Annotated in this window: 21 protein-coding genes; 15 read left to right on the top strand and 6 right to left on the bottom strand. The window is 46.5% G+C overall.

Annotation, left to right across the window (positions count from 1 at the left end; genetic code table 11):
- Nucleotides 1-328: 328 nt before the first annotated feature.
- Nucleotides 329-2,320, bottom strand: a complete 1,992-nt coding sequence (locus QF049_RS18350) for a DUF4832 domain-containing protein (RefSeq protein ID WP_307539496.1) — start codon at nucleotides 2,318-2,320, stop codon at nucleotides 329-331.
- A gap of 639 nt (nucleotides 2,321-2,959) precedes the next feature.
- On the opposite strand from QF049_RS18350, the gene QF049_RS18345 reads away from it, so the two are divergent.
- The 5 genes from QF049_RS18345 to QF049_RS18325 all read left to right on the top strand — a co-directional run bounded on the left by QF049_RS18345 (nucleotide 2,960) and on the right by QF049_RS18325 (nucleotide 8,509).
- Nucleotides 2,960-4,060 (top strand): Gfo/Idh/MocA family protein, encoded by a 1,101-nt coding sequence (locus QF049_RS18345; RefSeq protein ID WP_307539494.1) that lies wholly within the window; start codon nucleotides 2,960-2,962, stop codon nucleotides 4,058-4,060.
- Nucleotides 4,061-4,071: 11 nt separating this feature from the next.
- Nucleotides 4,072-4,962 (top strand): carbohydrate ABC transporter permease, encoded by an 891-nt coding sequence (locus QF049_RS18340; protein ID WP_307539491.1) that lies wholly within the window; start codon nucleotides 4,072-4,074, stop codon nucleotides 4,960-4,962.
- Nucleotides 4,963-4,974: 12 nt separating this feature from the next.
- Nucleotides 4,975-5,808, top strand: a complete 834-nt coding sequence (locus QF049_RS18335) for a carbohydrate ABC transporter permease (RefSeq protein ID WP_307539489.1) — start codon at nucleotides 4,975-4,977, stop codon at nucleotides 5,806-5,808.
- A 70-nt stretch (nucleotides 5,809-5,878) separates the two neighbouring features.
- A complete protein-coding gene (locus QF049_RS18330) occupies nucleotides 5,879-7,228 on the top strand; it encodes an ABC transporter substrate-binding protein (protein WP_307539487.1) in 1,350 nt (449 codons plus the stop codon).
- A gap of 252 nt (nucleotides 7,229-7,480) precedes the next feature.
- The gene (locus tag QF049_RS18325) at nucleotides 7,481-8,509 is read left to right on the top strand and encodes a LacI family DNA-binding transcriptional regulator (RefSeq protein WP_307539485.1); all 1,029 of its coding nucleotides are present in this window, start codon (nucleotides 7,481-7,483) and stop codon (nucleotides 8,507-8,509) included.
- A gap of 59 nt (nucleotides 8,510-8,568) precedes the next feature.
- Here the strand turns inward: QF049_RS18325 and arr are convergent, their stop codons facing one another.
- Complete coding sequence (gene arr, locus QF049_RS18320; protein ID WP_307539483.1) at nucleotides 8,569-8,985, bottom strand: NAD(+)--rifampin ADP-ribosyltransferase; 417 nt, start codon at nucleotides 8,983-8,985, stop codon at nucleotides 8,569-8,571.
- Nucleotides 8,986-9,228: 243 nt separating this feature from the next.
- A complete protein-coding gene (locus QF049_RS18315; protein ID WP_307539481.1) occupies nucleotides 9,229-10,134 on the bottom strand; it encodes a helix-turn-helix transcriptional regulator in 906 nt (301 codons plus the stop codon).
- Between the two features lie 187 nt (nucleotides 10,135-10,321).
- On the opposite strand from QF049_RS18315, the gene QF049_RS18310 reads away from it, so the two are divergent.
- The 3 genes from QF049_RS18310 to QF049_RS18300 are packed head-to-tail and all read left to right on the top strand — an operon-like array spanning nucleotide 10,322 to nucleotide 12,933.
- Nucleotides 10,322-10,963, top strand: coding sequence for a carbohydrate-binding family 9-like protein (locus QF049_RS18310; protein WP_307539478.1), 642 nt, complete (start codon nucleotides 10,322-10,324; stop codon nucleotides 10,961-10,963).
- Between the two features lie 50 nt (nucleotides 10,964-11,013).
- Nucleotides 11,014-11,859 carry a sugar phosphate isomerase/epimerase family protein gene (locus QF049_RS18305; RefSeq protein ID WP_307539476.1) on the top strand — a complete coding sequence of 282 codons (846 nt, stop codon included), beginning with the start codon at nucleotides 11,014-11,016 and terminating at the stop codon, nucleotides 11,857-11,859.
- A 60-nt stretch (nucleotides 11,860-11,919) separates the two neighbouring features.
- The gene (locus tag QF049_RS18300; protein WP_307539474.1) at nucleotides 11,920-12,933 is read left to right on the top strand and encodes a Gfo/Idh/MocA family protein; all 1,014 of its coding nucleotides are present in this window, start codon (nucleotides 11,920-11,922) and stop codon (nucleotides 12,931-12,933) included.
- Between the two features lie 133 nt (nucleotides 12,934-13,066).
- On the opposite strand, the gene QF049_RS18295 is transcribed toward QF049_RS18300, so the two are convergent.
- A complete protein-coding gene (locus QF049_RS18295; protein ID WP_307539472.1) occupies nucleotides 13,067-14,722 on the bottom strand; it encodes a bifunctional metallophosphatase/5'-nucleotidase in 1,656 nt (551 codons plus the stop codon).
- A gap of 259 nt (nucleotides 14,723-14,981) precedes the next feature.
- On the opposite strand from QF049_RS18295, the gene QF049_RS18290 reads away from it, so the two are divergent.
- The 4 genes from QF049_RS18290 to phnE (QF049_RS18275) all read left to right on the top strand — a co-directional run bounded on the left by QF049_RS18290 (nucleotide 14,982) and on the right by phnE (QF049_RS18275) (nucleotide 18,606).
- Nucleotides 14,982-15,980, top strand: coding sequence for a phosphate/phosphite/phosphonate ABC transporter substrate-binding protein (locus QF049_RS18290; protein WP_373428267.1), 999 nt, complete (start codon nucleotides 14,982-14,984; stop codon nucleotides 15,978-15,980).
- 177 nt (nucleotides 15,981-16,157) lie between these two features.
- Entirely contained in the window at nucleotides 16,158-16,955 is a 798-nt protein-coding gene (gene phnC, locus QF049_RS18285; RefSeq protein ID WP_062837418.1) for a phosphonate ABC transporter ATP-binding protein, read from the top strand.
- The gene (gene phnE, locus QF049_RS18280; protein ID WP_307539468.1) at nucleotides 16,952-17,803 is read left to right on the top strand and encodes a phosphonate ABC transporter, permease protein PhnE; all 852 of its coding nucleotides are present in this window, start codon (nucleotides 16,952-16,954) and stop codon (nucleotides 17,801-17,803) included. The genes phnC and phnE (QF049_RS18280) overlap by 4 nt, the downstream gene beginning before the upstream one ends.
- On the top strand, nucleotides 17,800-18,606 hold the full coding sequence (phnE, locus tag QF049_RS18275; RefSeq protein ID WP_017690380.1) for a phosphonate ABC transporter, permease protein PhnE: 807 nt from the start codon (nucleotides 17,800-17,802) through the stop codon (nucleotides 18,604-18,606). Before phnE (QF049_RS18280) ends, phnE (QF049_RS18275) begins: the two co-directional genes overlap by 4 nt.
- A gap of 685 nt (nucleotides 18,607-19,291) precedes the next feature.
- On the opposite strand, the gene QF049_RS18270 is transcribed toward phnE (QF049_RS18275), so the two are convergent.
- Together QF049_RS18270 and QF049_RS18265 are read right to left on the bottom strand one after the other, a co-directional pair.
- A complete protein-coding gene (locus QF049_RS18270) occupies nucleotides 19,292-22,078 on the bottom strand; it encodes a DUF5689 domain-containing protein (RefSeq protein ID WP_373428352.1) in 2,787 nt (928 codons plus the stop codon).
- Between the two features lie 221 nt (nucleotides 22,079-22,299).
- Complete coding sequence (locus QF049_RS18265) at nucleotides 22,300-22,776, bottom strand: RNA polymerase sigma factor (RefSeq protein WP_076253376.1); 477 nt, start codon at nucleotides 22,774-22,776, stop codon at nucleotides 22,300-22,302.
- A gap of 215 nt (nucleotides 22,777-22,991) precedes the next feature.
- Here QF049_RS18265 and QF049_RS18260 point away from each other — a divergent pair, with 215 nt between their 5' ends.
- The 3 genes from QF049_RS18260 to QF049_RS18250 are packed head-to-tail and all read left to right on the top strand — an operon-like array spanning nucleotide 22,992 to nucleotide 26,328.
- The gene (locus QF049_RS18260; protein ID WP_036606313.1) at nucleotides 22,992-23,705 is read left to right on the top strand and encodes a response regulator transcription factor; all 714 of its coding nucleotides are present in this window, start codon (nucleotides 22,992-22,994) and stop codon (nucleotides 23,703-23,705) included.
- On the top strand, nucleotides 23,702-25,168 hold the full coding sequence (locus tag QF049_RS18255; protein ID WP_307539465.1) for a sensor histidine kinase: 1,467 nt from the start codon (nucleotides 23,702-23,704) through the stop codon (nucleotides 25,166-25,168). The genes QF049_RS18260 and QF049_RS18255 overlap by 4 nt, the downstream gene beginning before the upstream one ends.
- Complete coding sequence (locus QF049_RS18250; RefSeq protein WP_307539463.1) at nucleotides 25,165-26,328, top strand: hypothetical protein; 1,164 nt, start codon at nucleotides 25,165-25,167, stop codon at nucleotides 26,326-26,328. Before QF049_RS18255 ends, QF049_RS18250 begins: the two co-directional genes overlap by 4 nt.
- Nucleotides 26,329-26,514: the final 186 nt, after the last annotated feature.

Here is a 26,514-nt window from a genome sequence, read left to right as displayed (position 1 = left end):
GTCCTGTAAATTTGAATATAAGGTTTCTGGTGTTCGTTACATTTTGAGATCATGCCCAAAACCCTCGAATAAGGTGCCTGATGTTCGTTAGCGTTCGGACCTACCCGCGAGTTGCCCTTGTCGGAAGCTGAAGCTGAGGAAATAAAAGTATACGTTAAAAAGGGTTGATTGAGGGAAAGCGAGCTGCCGAGCCGTCGGGGAGTTGGTCACTCGTGCAATCAAAGGGAGAGCAGGAAGGAGGGCATGGGGAGTTATGCCTTCTTTCCTGCTCTTGTAATTTACACGTACAATGTCGAGTGCATTGCATCATACAACGTAGCACCTGACATTACTTCGTTACACTGCTCAACTTGAATGATCCGTCCGTCAGCTTATTCGTATTGGCGAAGTCCACGCCAGGCTGATTTGTTGATGGATCGATGATCGTAATCGCGATATCATAGGAGCCAGTAGCAAGACCGGAGACCGAAATGGAGTCGGTCAAGGTGTAGGTACCCGTTTTCCATGTGGTCAGATTAACGTTTGTAGTTTTCTTCGCAACAACGGTATTGCCGCTGCGGAGTTGAATCTCAACCGGCCAAGCAAACGGGAAATGCTGTACGCCTTTATTTTCCACCTTAATCGTTGTGGTAAACGTGCTTCCGCTAATGGTGGATGGATGCGATATTTCCTTCACGACAAAGTGGTAACCCATTCGTTTCTTGAGTGCGTCAATATTGGCCTGTAATGCATGATTCAGAGGAAGCGAAGCAGGGGAATTCGGTCCCAGCCAGCTTGGTTTACTAAGCTCAGTTTGACGCAGCGTTTCCGTGAAGCCGCTACCGGTGGTTAATGCCGCAAGCATGCCGGAAGCTCCCCCATAAAATTCACCACCAGAGATTCGGGTTTCCCAGAAGTTCGGGTGTCCTGGTTGCTGCTGGCCGATGTCATCCCAATAGCCATTCTGGGTGCCCGTGTACCAACCCCAATCCGCATCGAAGCTGTCTTTATGTCCAAACACATCGTTGAACATGCCCATAACCATGCCTTTATTGTTGGTTTTCGCCAAGGCGATACTACGGCGGATCAGAACCTGCATTTTGTCCTCTTTGCCAGCAAAGGCATCAATGTAATGCTGAACATACTTGTTCGAGATGTCATTGGTAGGGAAAGCGCCTGTGTAATTGGTTTCACCATTGGGTCCGACATAAGGCCACGTATGGAACTCTCCCCAGTGTCCGAGGGAACCAATCTGGACAAAAGCGACCGGACGATCATTGGTGTTGTACCTTGCCGCAATGGCTTCGATGGCTAATTTGTGCCGGTCTTGCAGATAGGTGGAGTTGTAGTTGGGGGAGAAGCCCATGTTGTTGCCTGTACCCATGCCTCCGGTTGTATCGTTGTATACGGTTCCGGGTGATTCTCCACGGGCAACCATGTCATTGTAGAGCCAGTCGGGAATATCCCGATGAGCCTGCCCTGTCGGGCTGTCCAGAATGAAGCGAAACACCACTTTGACGCCTTTACTTTTCCAGTAGGCAAAATTATTGGTGGCTTCAATTGCACTAAAATCATATGTGCCTTTGGTGGACTCTAGCTCCTTCCAGGTTACACCGGCATATACGAGCCTGTGTGGCTGTGCATATGTCGTGCTCTTGGCCGAAGGCGCCCAGCCTTTGAATGGATTGTTGAGTGGGCTGTCCAGCTCTACAGGATTCACCACGGTATTGTTCCCCGTACCCCCACCCGATCCAGACGAGGTCAGGAGATAAGCGGGCAGTGTTTGTCCAGCGGCGGGCAGTCTGGATGTATCCGAGCTGTTATCGATATACCCGACTCGCACTGTACTGCCTGCACTGATTTGCAGTGTTGAGAGAGGAATAGCAACCTCGATGACGGAGGAGCTACGGTAGAATTGGGAGCTGGTTAATGTGCTGTTGAAATTCCAGTGCCAGTCGGTCCCGCTGCCGCCATAGCGGTATAATCCCGTATTTTCAAGGAGCCACTCCACACCTGTAGTCCCCCAGCCCGCAGCCTGGTAACCGGTTGAAGTATTGTTATCGGTGTTAATCCAGAAGTTGCCCATCGCTGTACTCAGACCTGAGCCTTGAACGAGCAGATAGAGGTTGGTCCCATCATTAGTTACTTTGAGCGTCTGGGCTGTGCCACTATTGGTCGTGAGCGCACTAACGCTGCTCCAGTCGCTCACATTGCCATCAATGGTGATGGTTGCAGCAGAGGCTTTGGGTAAGGCTCCCGCAGGCAAAAGCAGGGTAATCATGAGGACAAAAGCCAAAAACAGTCCAAAACTCCTCTTATTTCGATCAAATAATCTTGTCATGGTATACCTCCTGAATAATGGATTATGGATGATTAACTCGTTCTGTCACACTTGCATGTCATGAGGGAAAGTTAGGGAAGTTCAACTCCTTTCGAATCCGCATTGAGCGGTACGATAATGACGTTGTATGTAAGAATCATGGTAGTAAGTGAGGATAAACAACTGAAAAGATGAGGAAATTAGTTTGCGGCAAATATAAAATATGATATTAGTTCTTGAATTCCGCGTCTAAATTGCATTATAGGGGATGAATAAAGGAGATTCAACAGATTTTTTTCCAGAATTTATTGAGTTTTCTATTGAAAATAAGAGTGTCTGATTGAAAAATAAACAGAAATTTTTATAAGTTTAATGTCATTTTTGCCGCAAAAAAAATATAATTACATTAAATTATATGACATAAAAGTAAAAATGTAAACGCTTAATTTGCGATAAGTGCAGAGTTAAATAGTTTATTTGTATACAAAAACTCTTAAAAATATGTTGCGGCAAAATAATAAAAAAATTAGCCAAAACCAATTGACAAGCAAATAAAACTATTTTACTATCGTTACATAGTCATCGTCTTGTTAGATTTCTTTACATCGAATTGGTGTCAAGGTATTTGCCGCAAATTTACGAGCAACGGAGAGTGTAAGCATGGGGAAGATAAAAATGGCTTTTATCGGTGTAGGAGACATGGGGTCACATCATTGCATTGGTTTTGATTTGCTCGAAGAGAGTGAGGTTCGTTATATCTGTGACATGAATGAGGCCAATGTGGCACGTACGCTGGCTGAACTTAAAAACAGTAACCCCACTATAGTTAGTGATTATCATGAACTGCTTGCCAATGAAGATTTGGATGCGGTGGTCATCAGTGTGCCGAACTATCTGCATCGTGAAGTAGCGGTAGCTTTTTTGGAAGCAGGCAAGCATGTATTTCTGGAGAAACCCGTCGCCCATACCATTGAGGACTGTGATGCCATTATAGAAGCGGCTGAAGCCTCGGGACGGGTATTGCAGATCGGATTGGTTTATCGGTATTCGAATCTGTATCGCCGAATGGAGAAGGAATTGGAGAACGGCCGTCTTGGTGACGTGAAATTGATGTGGTGCAAAGAATTCCGTGACCCGTTCCCACCTGCCGATTGGTTCTATGACAAAACCAAGTCCGGGGGAGCGATTGTAGAGAAGGATTGTCATCACTTCGATATTTTCAACTGGATGATCCAGGCGAAGCCTATCCGCGTGTTTGCCTCTGGAGGCCAGCATGTCATGAAGCAAGGAGAACGCAATCAGATTCAGAATTCATACAGTCACTATCCGACAAAAGAAATCTCGGATACCTCCATCGTCGACCATGCCTTTATCACCATTGATTATGACAACGGCAGCAAAGCCAATCTGGGTCTGTGCATGTATTTGAAACCACGCAATCTGATGGAAGAAGGGCTTGAGATTGGCCTGATCGGAGAGAACGGCGGACAGATGGTGGCTCGCAATGACAGAACGATTGATATCGTTGGTGGGCAAGACTGGACGAAGGATCATCTGGAGATTGATGTGACGTCGGATTCCATTATGGGCGGTCATACTGGCGGACAGACTCAGCGTATTGATTTTCTGAAATGTGTACAGGAAGGCAAGCAGCCTTTTGCGAGTGCACAGGTTGGTCGTAATGCGTTGCTTATTGCCCTGGCGGCAGAGAAATCCATTTTGGAAGAACGGTATGTCTATTTAGAAGAAATTTCAGGCTGAGGGGTGTCATCATGAACAGGTTGAGAAAATATGACACGCTGCTGTTCTTTCTCTTCATTTTGCCTTGGATCATTGGATTTATCACCTTTTTTATGATTCCTTTTGGAACCTCGGTATTCTATGCCTTTACGGATGCCAGACTTCCTGGAGCGACTAACTTCAACTTTGTCGGGATCGATAATTTTACACACATGATGGACGATCCCATCTTCTTGAAAAGTCTGCTGAACACGATGTATTTTGTAGTATTTGGTGTTCCGATTGTAACAGCAGGCATGCTTGGTCTGGCAATGCTGCTTAATTTTAATGTCAAAGGAATTGCCTTGTTCCGCACCTTCTTCTATTTGCCGACCCTGGTGCCGATTGTGGCAACGGTCATAATCTGGCGGCTGGTATTCAACTCCGAATTTGGCATCTTGAACGCTGGACTTGGCGCACTTGGTATAGGCAAAGTGGACTGGATTGGCGGAGAACATACGATTAAGCCGGTCATCATCATGCTTCAGGTCTGGATCTCCGGCAGCGGGGTACTGATCTTCCTGGCTGCACTGAAGAATGTACCCAGACATTTGTATGAAGCGGCAGCCATCGATGGTGCCAGCGGGGTTCGCCGATTTTTCCAGATTACGCTGCCGATGATCAGTCCTTCCATTCTGTTTGTCATCATTATTCAGACAATGTATAACTTTCAGATGTTTACGGAAGCACTCCTGTTATCCAAGGGTGGTCCGAACTACTCCGCCTATACATTTGTCTACAATATCTACAAGTCGGCCTTTACCGATCTTAAATTCAGCATGGCGATGACACAGTCCATTTTCCTGTTCGCCGTGATCTCACTTGTCACCCTGATCCTGATGAAATTATCGAACCGCTTTGTGTATTACGAGGGAGAACGATAGGAGGAGAGTTACATGAATAGCCGAAAAATAGCGGTTAAAACGTCCCAATATACGTTGCTGATCGCAGCGTTAATGCTATTCGCAGGGCCTCTTGTATGGATGCTCTCGACCATGCTGAAAACCAAAGCGGAAACGTATAAGGTACCTCCAACCATCCTGCCAGACACATTCAGTCTGGAAGCCTTTGAACGGTTGTTCGCTGTACAGCCGATGATGTGGCAGTGGATTCAAAACTCATTTATCATTTCCTTTTTTGTTGCAGCGGGAGCGGTGGTGTCCAGTTCACTTGTCGCTTATGGTTTCTCCCGCTTTGTGAACAGATACCGTAATATTTTGTTCCCGGTTGTACTCGTTACGTTGATGATTCCCCCGTCCATTATGATGATTCCCTCGTACGTCCTTTTTTCCAAGTTAAACTGGATTGACACCTGGTTGCCGCTCATTGTGCCGGCCTGGCTCGGAGGCGCCTATTATATCTTCTTGTTTCGCCAATTCTTCATGACCATTCCCCAGGAGCTGGATGAAGCTACATATCTCGATGGCGGCAATCGCTGGACGGTATATGCACGAGTGATTATGCCGCTGTCCAAACCCATTATTATGACAACCATCATTTTTGCCTTTGTGAATTCCTGGCTAGATTTTCTGGGGCCCTTCCTGTATATCAAAAATGCAGAAATGTTCACCCTGAGCGTAGGCTTGCAGCTCCTGATTGGTCAGACGAGCCAGGATCTGCCGGCACTTGCGGCGGGAGCATTCATCAGTATTGTTCCGATCGGTCTGCTATATCTGTTTGCACAACGTTATATCGTTGAGGGGGTGGTGCTCACGGGCACCAAAGGGTAGAGAGGCTGCCTGCTTTCCGGTTTTCAGGTGAACAGGACTTATTGATATGACTTAAAGGGGAGCTGTGTATATGAGAGCGAAGAGCAAACGGCTATTCAATGTGTGGGCACTTGTACTTGCTACAATGGTGGTCATCAGTGGATGTGCGAATGGAGGATCGTCGGAAAATGCCAACTCTGGAGGTTCCGGTAGCAGTGAAGGCTCAGGCGAGCCGGTAACTATCACGTACTCACAATGGGGGACGGCAGAAGAGCTTCATCGTACACAGGAACTGCTGGATCAGTTCATGAAGGCCAATACCGATATTAAGGTCAAACTGGAAGGTAAGGATTGGGGCAGTTACTGGGACGGACTGACAGCGAATGCGGCGGGGGGCACACTTCCGGACGTGTTCAAAACGAGTTATGCATACGTGGAGAAATACGCCGAACTGGGTATTTTCAAGGAATTGGATGGCTTGCTGGCGGAAAATCAGTTTGATCTGAACAATGTGGACAAAAGTCTGCTGGGTCTCCACCAGTATCAGGGTAAACAAGTATCCTTACCTATCGATGCCAACGTCATCGTATGGTATTACAACAAAGCGATCTTTGAGAATGAAACCACGAATCCTCATGATGCTCCCGTTCCTTCGCTCGAGCCCACATGGGATGAAATTACCGATATTGCAACCAAGCTAACGCTGGATAAGAACGGGAAAAGCGCAGACGAAGCGGGTTTTGATGCCGGAAACATCAAGCAGTGGGGCTTGTCCATTTCACCAGGATCAACGATGGATTGGTTTCTGGAGCCGGAACTGTGGTCCAATGGTGCGAAGCTGGTGAATGATGATGGTTCCCTTGCGCTTGAGACACCTGAAGCGATGGAAGTGCTGAACTATTTTATCGACTTGACCAAAAATAAAAAGATCAACACCACACCTGCACAGATTGAAGGTTTAGGTGGACAGGTGAATCTTGCGATTACGACATCCAAAGTAGCCATGAATCCGGGTGGAAGCTGGAATACAACCAACTACCAGGAGGCTGGCGTAGATTACGGCATCTCATATTTGCCAAAATTCAAAACAAACCAAACTGTTGTTCAGCCGGCAGGTCTTGCGATCAGTTCCAACACAAAGCATGAAGAGGCAGCATACAAGCTGCTTGCCTGGCTTGCGGGTCCGGATGGACAGACTGAACTTGCAAAGCAAGGATATTCCATTCCGGCTAACAAGGCCGCAGCGGATGCTTATATCGCTACTGTAGGTGAAGATAATAAAATCTTCCTGGATGCGCAGCAGTATGGCATTGTATCCCCATTTACAACCAAGAAAACTGATCTGGTCTGGACGTACGGCGAGCAATCGCTTAAACTTCCACTTGCCGGAGATGGTGATCTGAACGCAGCGCTTAAGGATTTGGCCTCCAAGATGCAATAAGCAGATAAAGAGGTGGAAATGCGTCATACGTTTTCTTAAAAAGGGTTAAAATTGCGGCAGTTATGGGGTACAGCAGGCTCCCTGACTGCCGCTATTATTTTATAAAAGACTGCGCCCGTGCACCATTTCATTGACTTCTGGTCAGTAGAAATATAGAATTATATTTGCCGCAAATTTGTGTTATCAGAGATGAAATTGCCCCAATACGAATGGGGTTTAAATACATAGTTAGAGGAAAGGTGGGGACTTCACATGGCAAAATTGAAGGATATTGCAGACCGAGTTGGTGTATCGATCTCTACCGTTTCGCGCGTGATGAAGAACGATGTCAATCGATCGGTCAGCGATGAAACCCGCAAAAAGATCTGGGACACCGCTGAGGAGCTGGGTTATCGCTCACAGCGTCCGGCCAAGAAAAAGAAGATTGAACCTAAAACGGCTTATGCAATTGGTTGTGTGGTCGCCATTCCGCAGAACAAATACAACAGCCCTTATTTTTCAGTCATTATGGAAGGTATTGAGAAGCAGCTTGCCGAGGCGGGCATGCGGCTGGAATTTGTGTATAGCATTGAGAACGATGGAGATACCGTACAATTGCAATCTCTGGTGAAGGAACATCGGATTGATGGCATGATTGTAGTGGAACGAATTGACCCGGAAGCTTATCGCTGGCTCAAAGCCAATGTACGGACTGTTGTTGGAGTGGACATTACGGACCCAGACATTCCAGTCGTTGGTTATGACCGTGAAGAGGCGGCGAGAGAGGCCACGAATCATCTGATTGAGCAAGGACATCGGATCATTGCCTACATTGGCGGTGCGGAGTACAAGAATGATTTTCGTGAGGAAAAACGTTTCCTTGGTTACCAACGTGCGATGAATGGTGCGGGATTAACGATTGATGATCACTGGGTCATTGATGTGAAATGGGATGTTTCGCTGAGTTATGAATTGACCAAGCAGGCATTTACCAATAATGCAAACAGGCCTACAGCTATTTTTGCTGCCAGTGATATGATGGCGATTGCCGCCATGCGTGCTGCAACAGAACAGGGACTCCGCATCCCGGAGGATATCGCCTTTTTTGGGGTGGATAATATTGAAATATCCGAATTCACCTCTCCGCCATTATCGACCATTCATGTACCCAAGTTGGAGATGGGTATGTTTGCGGTTAAACAGTTGCTCGATTACCTGGATCATCAGTATGAAGTTGCTGTCAAAATGATCGTCCCATACCGCTGCATATTCCGCCAATCTTCCAATGGAAAAATAGAATAGCTTTTAACCCAAGAGTTCCCTTGTCCAAGTTGGACGAAGGGGACTTTTGGTTTAAGAGATTAATCGTAGATCACATTTTTCCCTTCTTCACTTAATTTTTTCAAAGATGTAAGCATATGATTGATCTCTTCATCGGAGTGTCTTTCCCAGGAAGCTAATTCCGCTACTATTTTTAGAGGTGATTTAGATCTATATGAGCGTGTTGGGTTGCCGGGGAATCTTTGATCCGTTAAGTTAGGATCATTTTCAAAATCTCCTAATGGTTCTACAATGTAGATTCTTTCTTTGGCATTCGTTTTTGCTAATTCAGCACCCCACTTGGCAGCATTTAATGTTCCCGTAAAGTAAATATGGTTAGATTTTTTATCTTGGTAGTTGGATAAGTATTGCGGTTCTAATAAATCTCCAATGTTCAGTTCTGCTTTAGTACCATGAAAAAAGGGTCCATGATCTAAGAGATTTTTTTGGTCATCCATACTGATGCACCTCTTTTTTTAGATTTGTATTTAGCAGTATAGTGTAGGAATCGCCAAAAAAACAGTCTATAAAAAACATGAAAATAACGTTACAATATAAATAGAGAGAATGATATTGAGCGGAAATTACCTATATAGGCTGAATTAGGGGTATGGTTTTGGTACGGAAAAATGAACTATTTATGTTGTTAGCGATATTTTAAAAAGCAAGGAGCAGACTGCACTCGGCAGTCTGCTCCTTTTTTATAGCATTCTGGACAACTTCCGGTATTCCCGGGGGGAAATGCCTTCATATTTGCGGAACATGCGGCTGAAATAATGAATGTCCGGGTAACCGCTTTGTACACCGACCGCCTCAATGGAATGATCGGTTTCCCGCAGCAACTTACGTGCCTCGCTTAGACGGATGGATTGAATGTATTCATTGGGCGGCATGCCCGCAATCTGTTTGAACAATTTGGCCATGTGATCCACACTCAGGTTTAATTGTTTGGCGATGCCCGAATTGGTCCACGGATTGGAAGGGGCGCTCTCTATACGTTTCATGAGCTCAAGCAGCTTCTCTCCGTGTACCGAATCATGGCGTGACGAACTTCGCCAGGATGAACGCAGCAGATGGGTCAATATCTGAAGCATCAAGGCTTTGCATACCAGTTCATATCCCGGTGGGCGCATCGTAAATTCATGGACTAATTGTTCCATAAGCTGCACGGCAGCTGGAGAAGGGGTATAGGTCGGGTTGAAGGATAGCGGCGTCATGCCCTCTGCGCAAGCTTCCACTGCGAATTTATGAGGCAGAACAGTCTCTTCGTTCACAACCATATCTGCCTCGGTCTGAATGGTCAATTCGTTGAAGAAATCAAAATGAATGCCAATGAAACGTGCTTCCGGGCTGGAAACCACCTCATTCTGATGATAGACACCGGCAGGCAGCAAGATTAGCTGACCAGCCTTCAGAACATGGTGTTTATCGTTCATATAAGTTGCAGCTTCGCCTTGAGAGACGTACAGAAGTTCAAAATCATACAAACGCCGCTTTGCCAGCTTGCCGGGAGGAAGGCTTTGAAACTGAGCATAATGCACGTTGGGGGACCATTCCTTGTAAGTGGCGGTTCGTTGCAGAGGATATATCGCTTGTTGCAGAGACATAAGTTCCATCTCCTTTTTCAATGAGATTGGGCCAAATAGATCTAATTAAAACTGAACGGAATTGTGCAAATAATCTCTTTATCTTCTAAATAAATAATCACGTAATTTATTTATAATATATGTATTATCACATGTTCTTACGAGAGAGACAACATCACGGATTAAGCTAAAAAAGGAGAGGATGGACATGAACTCTCTCCCGGTGGAACGGAGCACGAGTTATCGCTGCGAACGACTCAGGTCCGTTGCACAGAATGGATTTCCCACGGCTGCGGATTGGGAGCGATGTGTTCCAGTGGAACTGGTGGACACGGTAACAGGCAGAACACCTCATCAATCTACAGAAGTTCGATTTGGCTGGAGTCCCGAATACTTGCATATTCGTTTTGTATGCCAGGATGATCACGTCGTATCTGATTTCACGGAAAGGAATCAGCCATTGTATGAGCAGGATGTGGTTGAACTATTCATTGATGAACAGGGTGATGGTAGAAACTACATGGAACTTGAGATCAGTCCGCACAACGTGATATTTGATGCACTCATTCACAATAACGACGAAGGTTCAGCATTCCAGGCAGATGTAACCTGGCAGCTGAAGGGGTTGCAAACGTCTGTAGAAGTGGATCATCAGGGCCATCGGGTGTATCTGATCCATATTCCCGCCAGTAACTTCAAGTTTCCCCTGACTAAAGGGATGTGCTGGAGGGTCAACGTGTACCGTATTGATGAGAATGTGCAGGGAGATCGGGAGTATCAGGCATGGCAGCCCACGGGGGCTGTAAACTTTCATTTGCCTGCCCGGTTTGGTTATTTTCAATTGGGATAGCTGTGCATCACTGAAGAACAGGTTTGTATATTTTGGAGGAGGGTATTCGGATGAAAAAAGGGATTAATATATGGTCGTTTCTAGGAGATGTCTCTATTACGGATTGTATTCAGACAGCGAAGTCAGCTGGCTTTGAGGGGATTGAACTGTCGCTTAATGGAGAAGGTGAACTGAGTCTGTCTGCCACAGATCAGGAGGTTCGTGACATTCAGGGACGTCTGGAGGAAGCTGAACTCGAAATCGCGGGACTTGCAACCGGGTTGTACTGGGATTACCCGATGACGAGCGCCCGCCCGGAGATTCGCACGAAAGCACTGGATGTGTGTAAAAAACAGTTGGAACTTGCTGCGGCATTTGGTGTGGATACCATTCTGGTCATTCCGGGTGCGGTTGGTGTAGACTTTATTCCAGACAGCGAAGTGACGGATTATGAAGTTGCCTATGAACGGGCGCAAGAAGCCCTTGCGTACCTGCTGCCGTATGCGAAAAGTGCAGGAGTATCCATTGGCATTGAGAACGTATGGAACAAGTTTTTGGTATCACCGTTAGAACTGCGTGCCTTTATTGATTCTTTTGGCTCAGAGTATATAGGTTCGTATTTCGATGTGGGCAATGTCGTGCAGAACGGTTACCCGGAGCAGTGGGTTCGCATTCTGGGTCATCGGATCAAAAAAGTGCATTTCAAGGATTACCGCCGTCAAGCGGGAGGGCTTCATGGATTTGTGGATCTGCTGGCTGGAGATGTGAATTATCCGGCGGTGATGCAGGCATTACAGGCTATTGGTTACGATAACTACGTGACGGCCGAGATGATTCCACCTTACACTCATCATTCGAAGCAGATCATATTCAATACATCCAAAGCGATGGATGCCATTCTTGGAAGTTCTCAGTAATAAATTCGGATAACAACGTTTTTGGAGTATTCATTCTATTTTGATATGGGAGGTAGAAATATGTTAAAAGTGGGATTGATCGGTTTTGGGTTTATGGGACGTATGCATTTTGATAACTATGTACGCCTCGCCTCAGAAGGGGAACCCGTTGAATTGGTAGCCATCTGTGATCTGAGAATAGAGGAACTGAAGCGCGGTAAAGCTGCCGGCAATATGGCAACAGAGCAAGAGGTATATGATCTCACACCTTATCGGTTGTACGACAATATTGACGCGATGCTGGAGCAAGAGGAACTGGATATCATTGATATTACGTTGCCTACACCATTGCATGCTGAACTAACGTGTTCCTTGCTGGAGAAAGGTTATCATGTGTTGTGTGAGAAACCGGTTGCGCGCCATTCGGCGGAAGGCTGGAAGATGGCAGAAGCCGCCAAAGCGACAGGAAAAACACTGATGATTGGGCAATGTTTACGCTTCTGGCCAGCCTATAGCTATCTGAAATCCGTAGTAGAAGACGGTCGTTACGGAGCGGTCAACGCAGGTTATTTCTTCCGCGGTTCGGGTTTGCCTCAAGAGTGGTTCCTGGATGGGGAGAAAAGCGGGGGCTGCATATTAGATATGCACATCCATGATGCGGATATTATTCACTGGGTGTTTGGCAAACCGGATCAAGTATCCACGCTCGCTCGTAATGTTATTCCGGGAAGCGGCTATGATACCGTGTCTACCAATTATGTGTATCCTGACGGAAAAGTGCTGAATGCCCAAGCCGACTGGACGCTAGGGGGAGACTACGGTTTCTCGATGACGTATCGGGTTAATTTGGAGCAGGGGAATCTGGTCTTTGAGAATGGTGAGCTGAAAGTAAATCCGAACCATGCTCCAGGCTTTGTCGCTGAGCTGTCACCCGACTCAGGATATTATCACCAACTTAAATATTTCATTCAATCCGTTCAAGCGGGTACGCCTGTATCTGTATGTACACCAGAGAGTGCAACAGGCACGCTTGAGTTAATTGAAGCCGAGATACGTTCAGCAGATGAGCGTGGCACATTGGTTACGGTAAAGTAGGAGTAGATTGAGAAGTGATGCAGCATGAATATCGTAAAAATGAAGAAGGGGCTGTCCCATTGTCATGAATATGACGGGACGCCCCTTTTAAGCATCAGTGTAATGACTCGTCGCCTCATTCGAGAACCTCGTCTTAATTCTGCCCGCCAACAACCTGCCAGTTATTCGCCTGCTCCACCGTTAACGGTTGGTGTCTGCGGATGTAATCCTCCACCAATGTAGCCATATCCATGGCGCCTTCATGCAGTACCTTTTTGCCCGGATACATCGCATAATCCCCGCCGCCAGCAGCGCGGTAACTATTCATTACTACCGAGTACATGCCATCCATGTCCATTGGCTTGCCTTCATGTTCCAGCTTCACAACTCGACTACCTACAGGTTTGGAGATATCCAACTCGTATTCAATACCAGCCCACATATCGTAATTATAATGCTGGGGTTTCGGTTCCATATAAGCCGGATTGACTGCCACCTCACCAGAGGCATTTACTTCAAAATAACGTGCCGTTTGTTCCAATGCCTCCCGGATATCCTGACCACTCAGCTCCAATACGGTCAGTGTATTAGGGTAGATGAAGTTGGATAATACGTCTCGAACAGTGATGTGACTCCCGAATCCTCGTGCTTCTTCACTCAGCATGGCGGTATTGGAGAGCTGCGCTCCAGTCGCTTCCATCTGCACTTGATGTACAAAAGCAATGAATGGATGTGCCTTGAGTCGCAGGGCCGTAGCATTGGTGATGGATAAATCCCCAGCCACCTGGCCAATGGGTTGATCAAGCCATGCTTGTGCCTCAGTTTCCAGATCATCTGTCAGTTTCATGACGGTTGCATCAGGTTCAATCTCATTATGTTCATCCAGAAGTAACAATCGAGCCTTCTTATCTGTAATCTGCCATTTCCCGCCCGATGATTGTTCCAACTGAACGGATACATGCCCCGCACCATTTCCGCTGAAGCCCGGCTGAATGACTGTTACACCATGAATATTAGCGGTAAGCTGACGATGCTGGTGTCCGGTAAGCAGCACATCGATACCTTCGATGTCCCGGCAGATGGCATAACCTTGATTTTCTCCAGTTAACCGTTCGGTGGGCTCGCCTGTCTCCAGATCACTCTCGAATCCGCCGTGATAACTGACAACCATTACATCTGGTTGTTCATGCTCATGGATATAGTTAACCCATGCACGAATAGTCTCTAAGGCATCAAGGAACTGTAACCCCTCAATATTTTTCGGATGCTCCCAGTTTGGAATGTAATGCGTAGTTGCGCCCAAGAGTGCAATTCGGACCCCGGAGGAGAGTGTCTTGATCAGATATGGAGGCCCGAAGGCTGGTAGACTTGCACCTGGTGGAAGATCTGTCCGAGATTCTGATCCATTGGCTCTGTCGTGCTCACCATGAACAATATTGGCTGACAGCCATGGGAAATTGGAAGCGCCAACTGCTCCGTGCAACAGATTCTGACCATAGTTAAACTCGTGATTGCCCATCACCGCCGCATCATAACCCAGTTCATTCAGTACTGTTATGAATGGATGCACTTCGTTGTTGGAAACCTGTGAAGCTGCATAGGAGGCCAAGGGTAATCCTTGCAGCAGATCCCCGTTATCCACCAGCATCAATTCAGGTGCACGTTCACGTTCCTTACGAATCAGGGAAGCCAGCAGGGCAAGTCCAGCCGGGCGGTAGGCGTTGGTATTGTAATGAATGGGACGGATGGCCCCGTGCAGATCACTGGTGAACAGAATGTCGAAGCTTGCCGTATGGTTTATGGATGTCATTTTACAATCTCCTCTAATATATAAGTTCAGATATATGGAATTACCATAAAACGGAGAAGACAGAATAGGCTGAAGAACCGAAGTATATGCCGTTATCTCCGATGTTCTTCCTAATATCTTCAACCATAATGAGCCTATTCTAACAGATACAAGTCCCGCTGACAGCCTGACAGGAAACTTTACAAAACTCCAAATTTCGTTTCACATCGCGCAAATATTTGGCAATTATAGTAGACAAGTACTGAAAAATAGAAACTCTTTGGAGGGTGTTCGTTTGAAGAAGTCTGCTTTATTTTTACCATTGTTGATTTTGGTTCTGTTTCTGAGTGCTTGTGGGTCTAGCAGTAGTACAACAGGTTCGGCTAACGGGGAAAATGCGAGTTCGAATGCATCCGGTACGTCTACGGCAGAGACAGAGAAAGCTGTCGAAGGTTATGTGCCAACTGAATTGACGGTTCAATTTGTTCCTTCCCAGAATGCAGATACGCTTGAAGCCAAAGCGAAACCGCTGGAGAAGCTGCTTGGTGACAAACTGGGCATTCCGGTAAAAGTCAGCGTATCCACCGACTACAACACAATTATTGAAGCAATGGCTTCCAACAAAGTAGACGTAGGTTTCTTGCCTCCGACAGCTTATGTACTGGCTAAAGAAAAAGGCGCTGCACAAGTTATTCTGCAAGCACAACGTTTTGGTGTTAATGATGAGACTGGAGCTCCTACAGAGCAACTGGCAGATTCATATAAATCCATGTTCATTGTAAAAAAAGATTCTCCGATTCAATCCATCGAGGACCTTAAAGGTAAAAAAGTCGCTTACCAAAACGTAACGTCTTCCGCAGGTTATGTATGGCCAGCAGGTCTGTTGCTGGACAGAGGGATTGATCCATTAAAAGATGTAACACCTGTAACGTTGAAAGGTCATGACCAAGGTGTTATCGCTGTATTGAACGGTGACGTTGATGCAGCAGCTATTTTCCAAGATGCCCGCAACACGGTAGCCAAAGACTATCCGACTGTATTTGAAGATACACGTGTACTGGCGTTCACTGAGCCTATTCCTAACGATACCATTGCCGTTCGTACAGACATGAATGCAGATTGGACTGCGAAGATCAAACAAGCCTTCATCGATATCGGTAAAGATACTGAAGGTCACCAGATCATCAAAGAAATCTATACGCATGAAGGTTATGTAGAGTCCGATGATAGCAAGTTTGAGATCGTTCGTCAGTATGGCGAAAAAGTGAAAGGTGAATAACTCTGATCCAAAAGTAGTTCGGGATCTGTTCACTTTGTAGTAGCTTTCTTGGATGGGAACAGCTTAATCGTAGCAATGGACAGGCCAGTTCAGCGTGATCTACGCTGCGCTGGCTTGTGCCATTATAGCAAGGACTCATGTATGGTTGATCATTATGAATGAAAGAAGGATATTGTCATGATTGAGCTTCATAACGTTACCAAAACTTACGCTAACGGCACCAAAGGCCTGGATAATATTAATCTGAAATTTGAGCAGGGGGAATTCATTGCTGTAGTGGGTCTGTCGGGTGCGGGTAAATCAACTCTTCTGCGATCCATTAATCGGCTGCACGACATTAGTGAGGGCGAGATTCTGATTAACGGAAGTTCCATCACGAAGGCGCAAGGCAAACGGCTACGCATGATCAGACGTGACATCGGCATGATCTTCCAGAGTTTCAATCTGGTGAAACGGTCCAGTGTACTTCGTAATGTACTCGCTGGACGCGTTGGATATCATTCCACCATGCGTACCATTCTGGGTCGTTTTCCAAAAGAGGATATTGAACTGGCATTCACTGCGCTGGATCGTGTGAATATCTCGGAGAAAGCTTATTCCCGTGCAGATCAGCTGTCTGGTGGACAACAACAGCGTGTGGCTATTGCCCGTGTACTGGCACAGGAAGCAAAAATCATTTTGGCCGATGAACCGGTTGCTTCACTTGACCCGCTTACAACAAAACAGGTCATGGATGACCTGAAACGCATCAATCAAGACCTTGGGATCACGACCATCGTCAACCTTCACTTTATTGATCTGGCGAGAGAGTATGCGACCCGTATTGTCGGATTGAGAGCAGGCGAGGTCGTATTCGACGGTCCGGTGGAAGAGGCAACGGATGAGCGCTTTGCAGAAATATACGGCAGACCGATTCTGGCTGACGAATTGTTGGACAAGCAGGCTGTGCATGAGCAGGGAGAAGTTGTGGTATGAAGGGGCAGTCCAACGTTCCATTTCAGAATTCAGGCGGAGTGGGGAAGGAACCTGGTTCCAGCCCGGCTCAGGTTGTGAATCGCCCAAAACCGCCTGGGCGTACGAAACATCTGCTCACCTTAGTTATCATTCTGCTCTTATTGTGGGCAAGTGCGAAACAGACGGATGCCAGCTTTACGGAGTTGTTTGAAGGTTTTCCCAACATGTTGGATCTGCTGAAGGAGATGTTCCCACCCCGGTGGAGTTACTTTGATAATATCGTGCAAGGCATGCTGGAAACGATCCGAATGGCCCTGATTGGGACAACCATTGGTGCGATTATTGCGATTCCGGTCTCGATCATCTGTGCCGGTAACCTGATGCCAAGTCGCTGGATCTACTATCCGGCACGTTTTCTGCTGAACCTGATTCGGACCGTGCCAGATCTGTTGCTTGCTGCTTTGTTTGTTGCTGTGTTTGGTTTGGGGCCCATCCCCGGAATCTTGGCACTGGCTGTGTTCTCGATAGGTCTGATTGCTAAGTTGACCTATGAGACGCTGGAAACCATTGATCAGGGGCCACTGGAAGCGATGACGGCTGTTGGTATGAATCGGATTCAGCTCATTGTATATGGCGTGGTGCCGCAACTGGCTGCCCAGTTCACATCGTATGTGCTGTATGCCTTCGAAATTAATGTACGTGCTGCTGCCATTCTGGGACTGGTGGGAGCCGGAGGAATCGGGCTCTATTACGAGGCCACACTTGGATTCCTGGAGTATGACAAGACCAGTGTAATCATTCTGTTTACCCTCGTCATTGTTCTAATCATTGATTATGTAAGTACTAAGCTGCGGGAGAAATTGCTATGATGAAAAATGAAACAAGCCGCATCCGGCCTAAACCACGGAAGAACCCACTTCGTTGGGTCATTGTGTTACTGCTGATCCTTGTGTATGTCTGGGCGCTTGCTGGTGTACCGTTTACTGGTTTCAAGGAAACCGCTGCTCAGATTATGAAGGCCATTGTAGCCGGGATTTTCTCACCGGATTGGGATTTTGTATATTTGCCTGAGGGGGAAGACCTGCTGCGAGGACTGCTGGATACACTGGCGATTTCCGTGCTGGGTACCGTAATCTCGGCTGTGCTCTGTATTCCATTTGCCTTCTGGTCTGCCCGTAACATGAGTGGGCATCGTTCCATCTCGGGCGCAGGTAAAATGGTACTGAGCTTTATCCGCACGTTCCCTGAGATTATCATGGCCTTGTTGTTCATTAAGGCAGTAGGTCCCGGATCGTTTGCAGGCGTACTCGCCCTTGGATTACACTCCATCGGCATGTTAGGCAAATTGTACGCGGATGAAGTTGAGAATATCGACTATGGCCCATCTGAGGCGCTGCTTGCCTCCGGAGCCAATCGTATGCAGCAGTTGTGGTTCGCGATCCTGCCGCAGGTGATGCCTGGATTCTTGAACTATACGTTGTATCGGTTCGAGATTAATGTACGTTCCGCGACCATACTGGGTGTAATCGGGGCAGGGGGGATTGGTACACCGTTAATCTTTGCACTTAGCACACGGAACTGGCCGCGAGTAGGTATTATCCTGTTGGGTATTATCGTGATGATCACGATCATCGACTTGATCTCGGGGTATATTCGTAAGAAGCTAGTGTAGAGTTAATGTGGAACTACGAATATATTAGATGATAAATTAAGATAAGTTGATAGAGGAAGAAGAGAGGGCTATTCGGTGCCAGAATATTGGCAGGGATAGTCTTTTTTTGTGTCTGCAAAAAAACAAAGGTGCATTCTTGTTGCTCAGCTAACCGTCGAGGAATAAGAGTGTTCAAAGAATATGCATTACAATGATTGAATTGTTTTCCAAATCCATGTAATATTAATAGGTTTCTATATAAAGGGAATTAAGGATATTAATTAATACTCCTCTTAGATACCCATACAAAAAATGAGTTTTTTAAAGGAAGGTGACCTATGGAAACATTTTATTTTATATGGATTGGGTTTATGGTGCTCCTATTACTGTACAGAATGATCTTTCAGAAGTTTAAAAAACATAACAGAGAAAATATTGGGCTCAGTGCAATTCTGATTATTTTTACAGGAAGCAGTTATACTTTTACACACATGAACTTAATTCTTGTCATTAGTGTCATCGCCGTGGCCGCTTATTGTGCTGTATGGAACAGCATTCTATTTGTTAGAAATGGATATGAGCCGGAACGATTGAAATGAGCTTATACTATTACCAAAAAACCGAAACCGATTTGCCCTGTGAATCAGGCAATGTTGGTTTCGGTTTTTTAGTTGCTTGGTTAAACGTTAGGCTTCTTTATTGAGACTTAGCTAGCCAAAGGCAATGCTTTGGTAACTTGGACTGTAATCGTCTCGGTGCTTGTTACGCCTGCGGCGTTGATCAGCTCAGCACGGTACGTATACGTTCCGTTAGCGCGACCGGACAATTCAGTTGTAGCACTTTGAGAAGCTGGTGTTGCTGCGTTCAACGCTTGTGTATCAATCAACACATCATTCTCATAGAGACGGTATTCGGTTGCGTTTGTACCCCACCAGAGGTTCATGGATACGTTATAGTTGCCATCACCATCCCAGTTGTTTTGGGACAATGTAGCTTTGCCTGGAGCGGCATTGGTTACTTGTACCGTCAGCACGTCACTGCGTGTTGTACCTTTGTCATTGGTCAGCTCAGCTACATAAGTATACGTGCCGTTGGCTTTGCCTGTAATAGCTGTTTTGGAGGACTGAGCCGATGGTGAAGCTGCAGTCAACTTCTGCGTATCGATCAGAACGCCGTTCTCATACAGTTTGTACTCGGAACCATTTTCGCCCCACCAGAGGTTCATGCTTACGTTATACGAACCTTCGAACAGGCCAGTGGTATATCCATTATCAGAAGAAAGCACCGGTTTACCCGGTGCTCCTGCAGCTGGAGTGGAAGGCACTTCGCCGCCACCTTGCTCTTCAGCAGGTACAAAATCATTCAAGCTTCTAGGTTTCAATTGATATACGTCTTTGAAAATAGCGGAAATGCCTGTGATATCGATTTTATCACCAGCAGCATAAGGGAAGGAAGTCTCCGTCACACCTGTACGGGTATCTACACGGATATGTGTGCTTGTTCCGTCTGCTGCTACGGCATCGAATTCAAATGATCCAACTGGTGTAGCACTGATGATATTCTCGATCGTTACATTTTTCAATTGAACCAGTTGACCCTGGTTCGCATCTGTAATTGCAGTAACTTCGATTGGCGCAGGTACGGAAGCCGTACCTGTTTTCTCAATCGCAACGATATCGGTAAGCTCGAACTCGCTGTTATAGATGGTTGTTGCTGCCGTTACTTTCACCTTGTCACCTGCATGGAAGCCGCTAGTATGCTGGAATACGTAGATTCCAGCAGTTTCATCTTGAAGATAGAAGGCTTGTCCACCAAATGCACCCGGCTCTGTCGTCACAACACCTTCGATAGTTACGGTAGTGCCAACGGCTTTAGTACGTGCTTCAGCAACTGTGATAGCTGCTGGAATCGGTCCTTCTTCTTCCGGAAGCTGTTCTGCTGGCACATTGCCAACAGTCACGGCATTGGTGATCAGGTTGCTGCCATTCAGACGCAGACGCAAGCTCGCAGCGCCAGTTGTACCTGGTTTGATACGGACGTTCAGATCTTTGATCCCACGACCTTGGCTGTCCGAGGTTACACTGAATGTGGAGCTATAACCGTACGAAGTCGGCCAAGTACCACTTTCATTCTGTATCATGGCTACCTGTGTTCCGCCAGTCAGATAGATGCCGGCACTATAACCGGATACGGTTGTGTTTGGAGCCATGTTCTCCACAACGACACGAATCTGGAAGTCTTCTGCGTTTGGAAGTGTATCCTGTTTCACGAAGCTGTAAGCAGCGTTCGCGCTGGATGCAGGTCCACCGTAAGAACCAGCCTTGAACGTGGAACGATCGTACCACTTATATCCGGCAGCAGGTGCAGACCAAGGTTCAGCCTGTGGTTCTGTGGAAGCAGCCGGCTCTTCGAATGGCAACAGCGCTGTAGCTGTGTCCAGTTCAAGTCCGTTCACTTCAGTTAGGCTTGTGTAGTTCTCTTGTGTAGCAAGCCAGTTTACGGTGTTCACGAGCAACACGGCATCATCGGCTTCTTTAAAACCATCATAGGTCGTTTTGCGTGTGCCTGTCTCTTCACGCAAGTATTTTGGTGATGCATCTTCTACTGGAGAGGAGTCACCGATGAAGGCAGCTTTACCTGCGCCCAGTTTGGATACAGCCACATAAGGACCTTCTTCGATCCCGCCACCGTTGTAGACACCTTGGTCTACCGCGTTATTCCATTTTGCGTTGGTTTTTGGCAAGTATACAATACCTTTTGCCTTTTCCGGATCAGTGATTGCGAGGGTTGAGCCGGCATGCATGGCTACACCCGACACCCCTTCTGTGATGCCGAAGGCTTGATCTCCCGGTACTACGATATTGGCGTTGATATCGCCAAGTGCGTTATAGCGGAATCGTACGCCGAAGTTATCGGACAACCAGTCCGAACTGGTTATATTTTGCATCGCTTCAGAATTACGCTCATCTGTGCTCATGCCTTTGGCCGGATCTTCGAATGCTCCCCGACGATAGCCGTTGATGACTTCAGAGCCATCCCAGCGGTTTTTGTTACGGTCTGCATTATAGTGATCTCCCACAAAGAAGATGCTGCCACCCGTTTCAACATATTGTTTCAGTGCTGCTTGTTCGGATGTTTTGAAAGGAATTTGAGGCTCTGCAATAACGAATACGTTATACTCTTTCAGATCATCATAGGTAAATGGAGTTGTCTTGCGAAGTTCTTTGACATAGTAACCATCATTCGCGAGTGCATTCCCGAAGTCGGAGAAACCTCCATCAATGACCCAGTCTGCAGCTCCAGCCGTTTGGCCGTGAGAGTTGTCGAATAATACTTTCTTACCTGCATTTTGGTTCACAACCTTTGCCTGGATGAACGGTGCCGGGTCTGTCGGTCCTTCCGCATGAACCGATGCATCTCCGTTCCATAATCCGATCTGAAGCGGCAAAGCCATGGACAATGCCAGGAGTGATTTTAGAAATACTCCTCGCATACCTGTTAATTTACCCAACCAAATCCCTCCCAAATATTAGTTGATTCATGAGTTCGTCCATATTCTACCACATGAAAATCTCACATAGTCATAACAATTTGTAAAAATTAACTCGATATTTGTAAAATTGGGTCTTTTGACATATCCAAAGATAATTCGGTCCCGTCATAATCCATTCATTTCTGCGTGCATATTGATTTCGGCATAAAAAAAGCCATCTCTTATGAGATGACTTTGGCCCGAATTCGATTGACGGCATGGAAGACAGAGGATTTAATCATACCTTCACTGCGATTCACCAGTTCTGCCGTTTCCTTAATGGAGTATCCGTGGATGAGGCGAAGTTCTAATATTTTACGATGTTCGGTGTTGTTAATATGGGAAACAAGATCATGAACACCTTCGCTAATTTCAAGGTGGGATGTATCGACGTGATGGGTAGGCACCTCCAGACGACTGTCTCGTCTGAGTGTACGGGTCCGCCTGCGGAAGCTGTCCATCGCCAGGTTACGGGCAATGCGTTTGAGATAATAGAGAATGCGATCTTCAGGGATATCCACGGTAACGTTCATTAGTCGAATGAAACAATCCTGTGCCAGATCTTCTGCATCTTGCGGTTGTTTGACGATATGGGATAGATACCTTGTGATTTCTGATTTATAGTTGACATAAGCATCATTAATTTGTGTGCTGTTCATATGATGTGAATCCCCCTTGGATACAGATCAGGCTTGGGTCCGGTCTGGTATGAGTCTCTTATGATCCAAGTATATCGGGAGGTTGTTTCCAAAAGGTCCAGAGTTGTATCGGAGTTGTAACATTTCGTGCTTCCCTCTATTCAAGCATACGGCTTGGGATACAAAATATAGGCAGATGAAGGAAATTCATAGAGCAGGGAGATTACGAAAGTATCATGAGACAAAAAGAGATTTTAATTATTGAGGACGAGGAGTCCATTCGCGATATTTTGTCCTATTCGTTACGTAAGGAAGGATTTGAGATCAAGGAAGCAGCTACGGGAAAAGAGGGCCTGGATCTGCTTCGGGATTCGAAGCCGGATCTGATCCTGCTGGATCTGATGCTGCCAGATATGAGCGGTTTTGATGTGTGCAGGCAACTATCTGTGAACTCCAAGATCCCCGTCATCATGATCACTGCAAAGTCGGACATGCTGGACAAGGTACTTGGCATGGAGCTTGGGGCGGATGATTATATCACGAAGCCTTTTGATATCCGTGAGGTGGTTGCGCGCATTCGGGCGATTTTTCGCCGGATTGATCTGATCAGCGAGACACTGGAGAATCAGTCCTATGAGGTGGTAAGGCTAGGCAAGCATATTGAGATCCGCAAGGATGAACGGGAAGTGTGGAAAGACGGGGAACGGGCAGGACTCACGAATAAAGAATATGATCTGTTGTTATTTCTCGTGACCCATCATCGTAAGGTTCATACACGTTCTGAACTGCTGGACAAGGTATGGGGATTTGATTTTGCAGGGGATACCCGAACGGTGGACATTCATGTGCAACGGATTCGCAAGAAACTGGATAGTGGTGTGCAAGGCATTTCGATGATTGAAACGGTTTTCGGTGTGGGGTACAAGCTGAATATTCAGGTACAGACATGAAGTGGACGATCCAGTTCAAAATGGTGGTGCTATTCTCGGTCATTGTATTTATCGGATTCTCCGTCCTGCTGATTCTGTCCAATAAGGTAGCCCAGGAGAATATGTACCGGGAAGTGCATGAGGATATGGTGCAATCCAAAAGAAATCTGGATATCGCGCTGAATCAGTACTTCTTGATTCATAACAAACGCATGAGCAGAGACTCGCTCGAAGCAGGAAGTCGCGAGCTCGCGGAGCAGATTGGATCAGCCGTTGGTGGGGAGATTACGGTATACCGTCCCGATGCTTCGCCCTACGGATCTGCTGGTAGCAAGGTTAACGTTGCTAAGCGCTCTGACCATCCTGATGTGGAGGAAGCCATACAATCCCGGATCGCTTATACCACAGTTGTGGATAAAGGTCGGGTCACCTCCAGTCTGTCCTTCCCGCTTCAGATGGATCAACAATTGATTGGAATTGTGCAGTTGGAGAAGGATTACACCGACTTGTACAAACGCAATCTCCGGTTCCAGAATACGATCAAGCTGTTTGCAGCGGTTATTTTTGTATTTGTATTTATCGCATCCATCTTTATTTCCCGGAAAATTACACAACCCATCCGTGTACTGACGAAACGTTCTGCGGAAGTGGCCCATGGAAGTTTGAATGCGGACATTCAGATTACAACCAAGGATGAGATCGGTGAATTGGCTTCAAGCTTCACCGTCATGATTGATCGGGTTCGGGAGCAGATTGATGTGATTGAGCGAGAGCGGGACGAAGTGAAGCAAGTACAGGCGCGAAGCAAAGTTTTTTTTGACAATGTGACGCATGAATTGAAGACACCCTTAACAACGATTCTGGGGTACGCCCAGATTTTACGGGATAACGGGTTTACCGACCCGGACTTTTTCGACAAAGGCATGAATTATATCATCAAGGAAAGCCAGCGTCTCAACACGATGGTTGCGGATATTCTGGAGGTCTCGGTCTCCTCTGCGGTCATTCAGGCGTACCGGTTCGAACGTATCGATATATCAGATATTATTCGTGAGGCTTGTGAGGACATGTCGATTAAGGCGAGCAAGTACAATATAGGCATCCACTATGAGCTGGAAGAACACCAGTATCTACAGGGAGATCGTGATAAGTTGAAGGAGGTCTTCCTTAACGTTCTGGATAACTCGGTCAAATACAGCGATGTGAATTCAATCATCGAGGTGCAATCCTTCCGACTAGGTGATTCCATCGCTATTGTGATCCGTGATCAGGGAGAGGGAATCGGTGCTGAAGCACTTCAGCATGTGTTTGAACCCTTTTACCAGGATAAAGGAATCAATAGGGCGGAGAAGGGCAGCGCCGGGTTGGGCTTGTCTATTGTGAAGAACATCGTTGAGCGTCATGGAGGAACAGTGGAGATGAAGAGCATCATGGGGGAAGGGACACAAGTAAATATCAGTCTTCCGGGGGAAATGAACGCATGAGACATCCCGGATTTTGGCGTAAAAATCGCGACAGATTGATGCTGTCAGGGCTGTTAATCGCATTTGTCAGTGGAATTTTCGGTATTGGTAGCCTGTTCAGTATCGCAAATCTCAAACCAAGAACGGTGATTTTGCCAGGTGAGCAATTCAACAGCCGTTTGGCGCCACCACCGAGCAGTACGATTCAGATCGAATCGGCCACCAAGATCCCGAATGACTTCGCGATTTATGATTTTGAAGTGGTGAACCGGAACACGATTATATTGAATCAACCGGATTCTTCCTATTCCGGGATTCAACTGTCTCTGCTGCATCTGGATGATAATGAGGTCAAGAACATTGCAGGTAATACCGATTACGGCGTTGCGATCAGCCCGGACCTCAAGAAGATCATTTATTCTCAGTACCGGGCAGGTCAGGCGCAAAAGACAACGTATGAGTATGTTATTCAGACCGGAGATCGTCGCAAGCTTCCGAATGACAACTCGTATTACAGAGTGTTTGCAGGGAATGAATCCTACATTGGCCAGGATGATCTTTTGTTTAAGCAAGTGGATCTGAACAACGGCACGAGTCAAGTGATCTACACTCATGAAGAGCTGATGAGCATGTTCATGGGTTCAAGCCAAGTGAAGAGTTCGAATGACACGTTTATCATTATAGATGCCCTGGAAGTCAGTAAAGATCTGAAGCAGGTTTATGTGCTGGTCATGCTGAAGGACAAGTACGCCATTTATCGTGTTTCGCTTGATGACAAGCATGAAGTGACGGCGTATGCCGCAATGGAAGACATTCAACAATTCAAGTTGTTGAAAAATGGTGACATGCTCATCCAGGGAACGGTGAATAAGGTACAAGGCCTGTATCGATATCGCGCAGCAGAGGGGCAGTATGACCTGTTATTACAAGGTTCGATCTGGAGCTTCGATCTGGATGCAGATGAATCGCGAATAGCTTACTTTTTCCCGATGGACAGTCAGAATCAAAAGAATGAGTTGCATGTTGCCTACCTGAATGACAGCAAGATTTCGTCCGATACGGTGATCTATCGCAATATTGATAACTTCATCAGTCTGAAATGGAATGACGATGAATTATTTGCTGTAAGCAGCTCAGTGGATAAAAGTGAAATGTACCGCTTTAGTTTCAGAGCCTGGTAAGCTGCGGAAAGTATACGAATATAAGACCTTGGTCTGATGGAGCTGGCGATATCTGCTCTGCGGACAAGGTCTTTTTGTTATGACATGTTACAAGTTGGATACAACTCCGGCCAGCCCGGATACATCTCCACCCTATAATGAAAAGGGAATGTGCTACGCGAATCTTTTTGAACAACCTCTGTACAT

This window comes from Paenibacillus sp. W4I10, assembly GCF_030816325.1.
In the GTDB taxonomy this organism is placed as follows: Bacteria; Bacillota; Bacilli; order Paenibacillales; family Paenibacillaceae; genus Paenibacillus; species Paenibacillus amylolyticus_B.
Note: the sequence above shows the minus strand (reverse complement) of the source record. Positions and strands in the feature narration are given on the sequence as shown.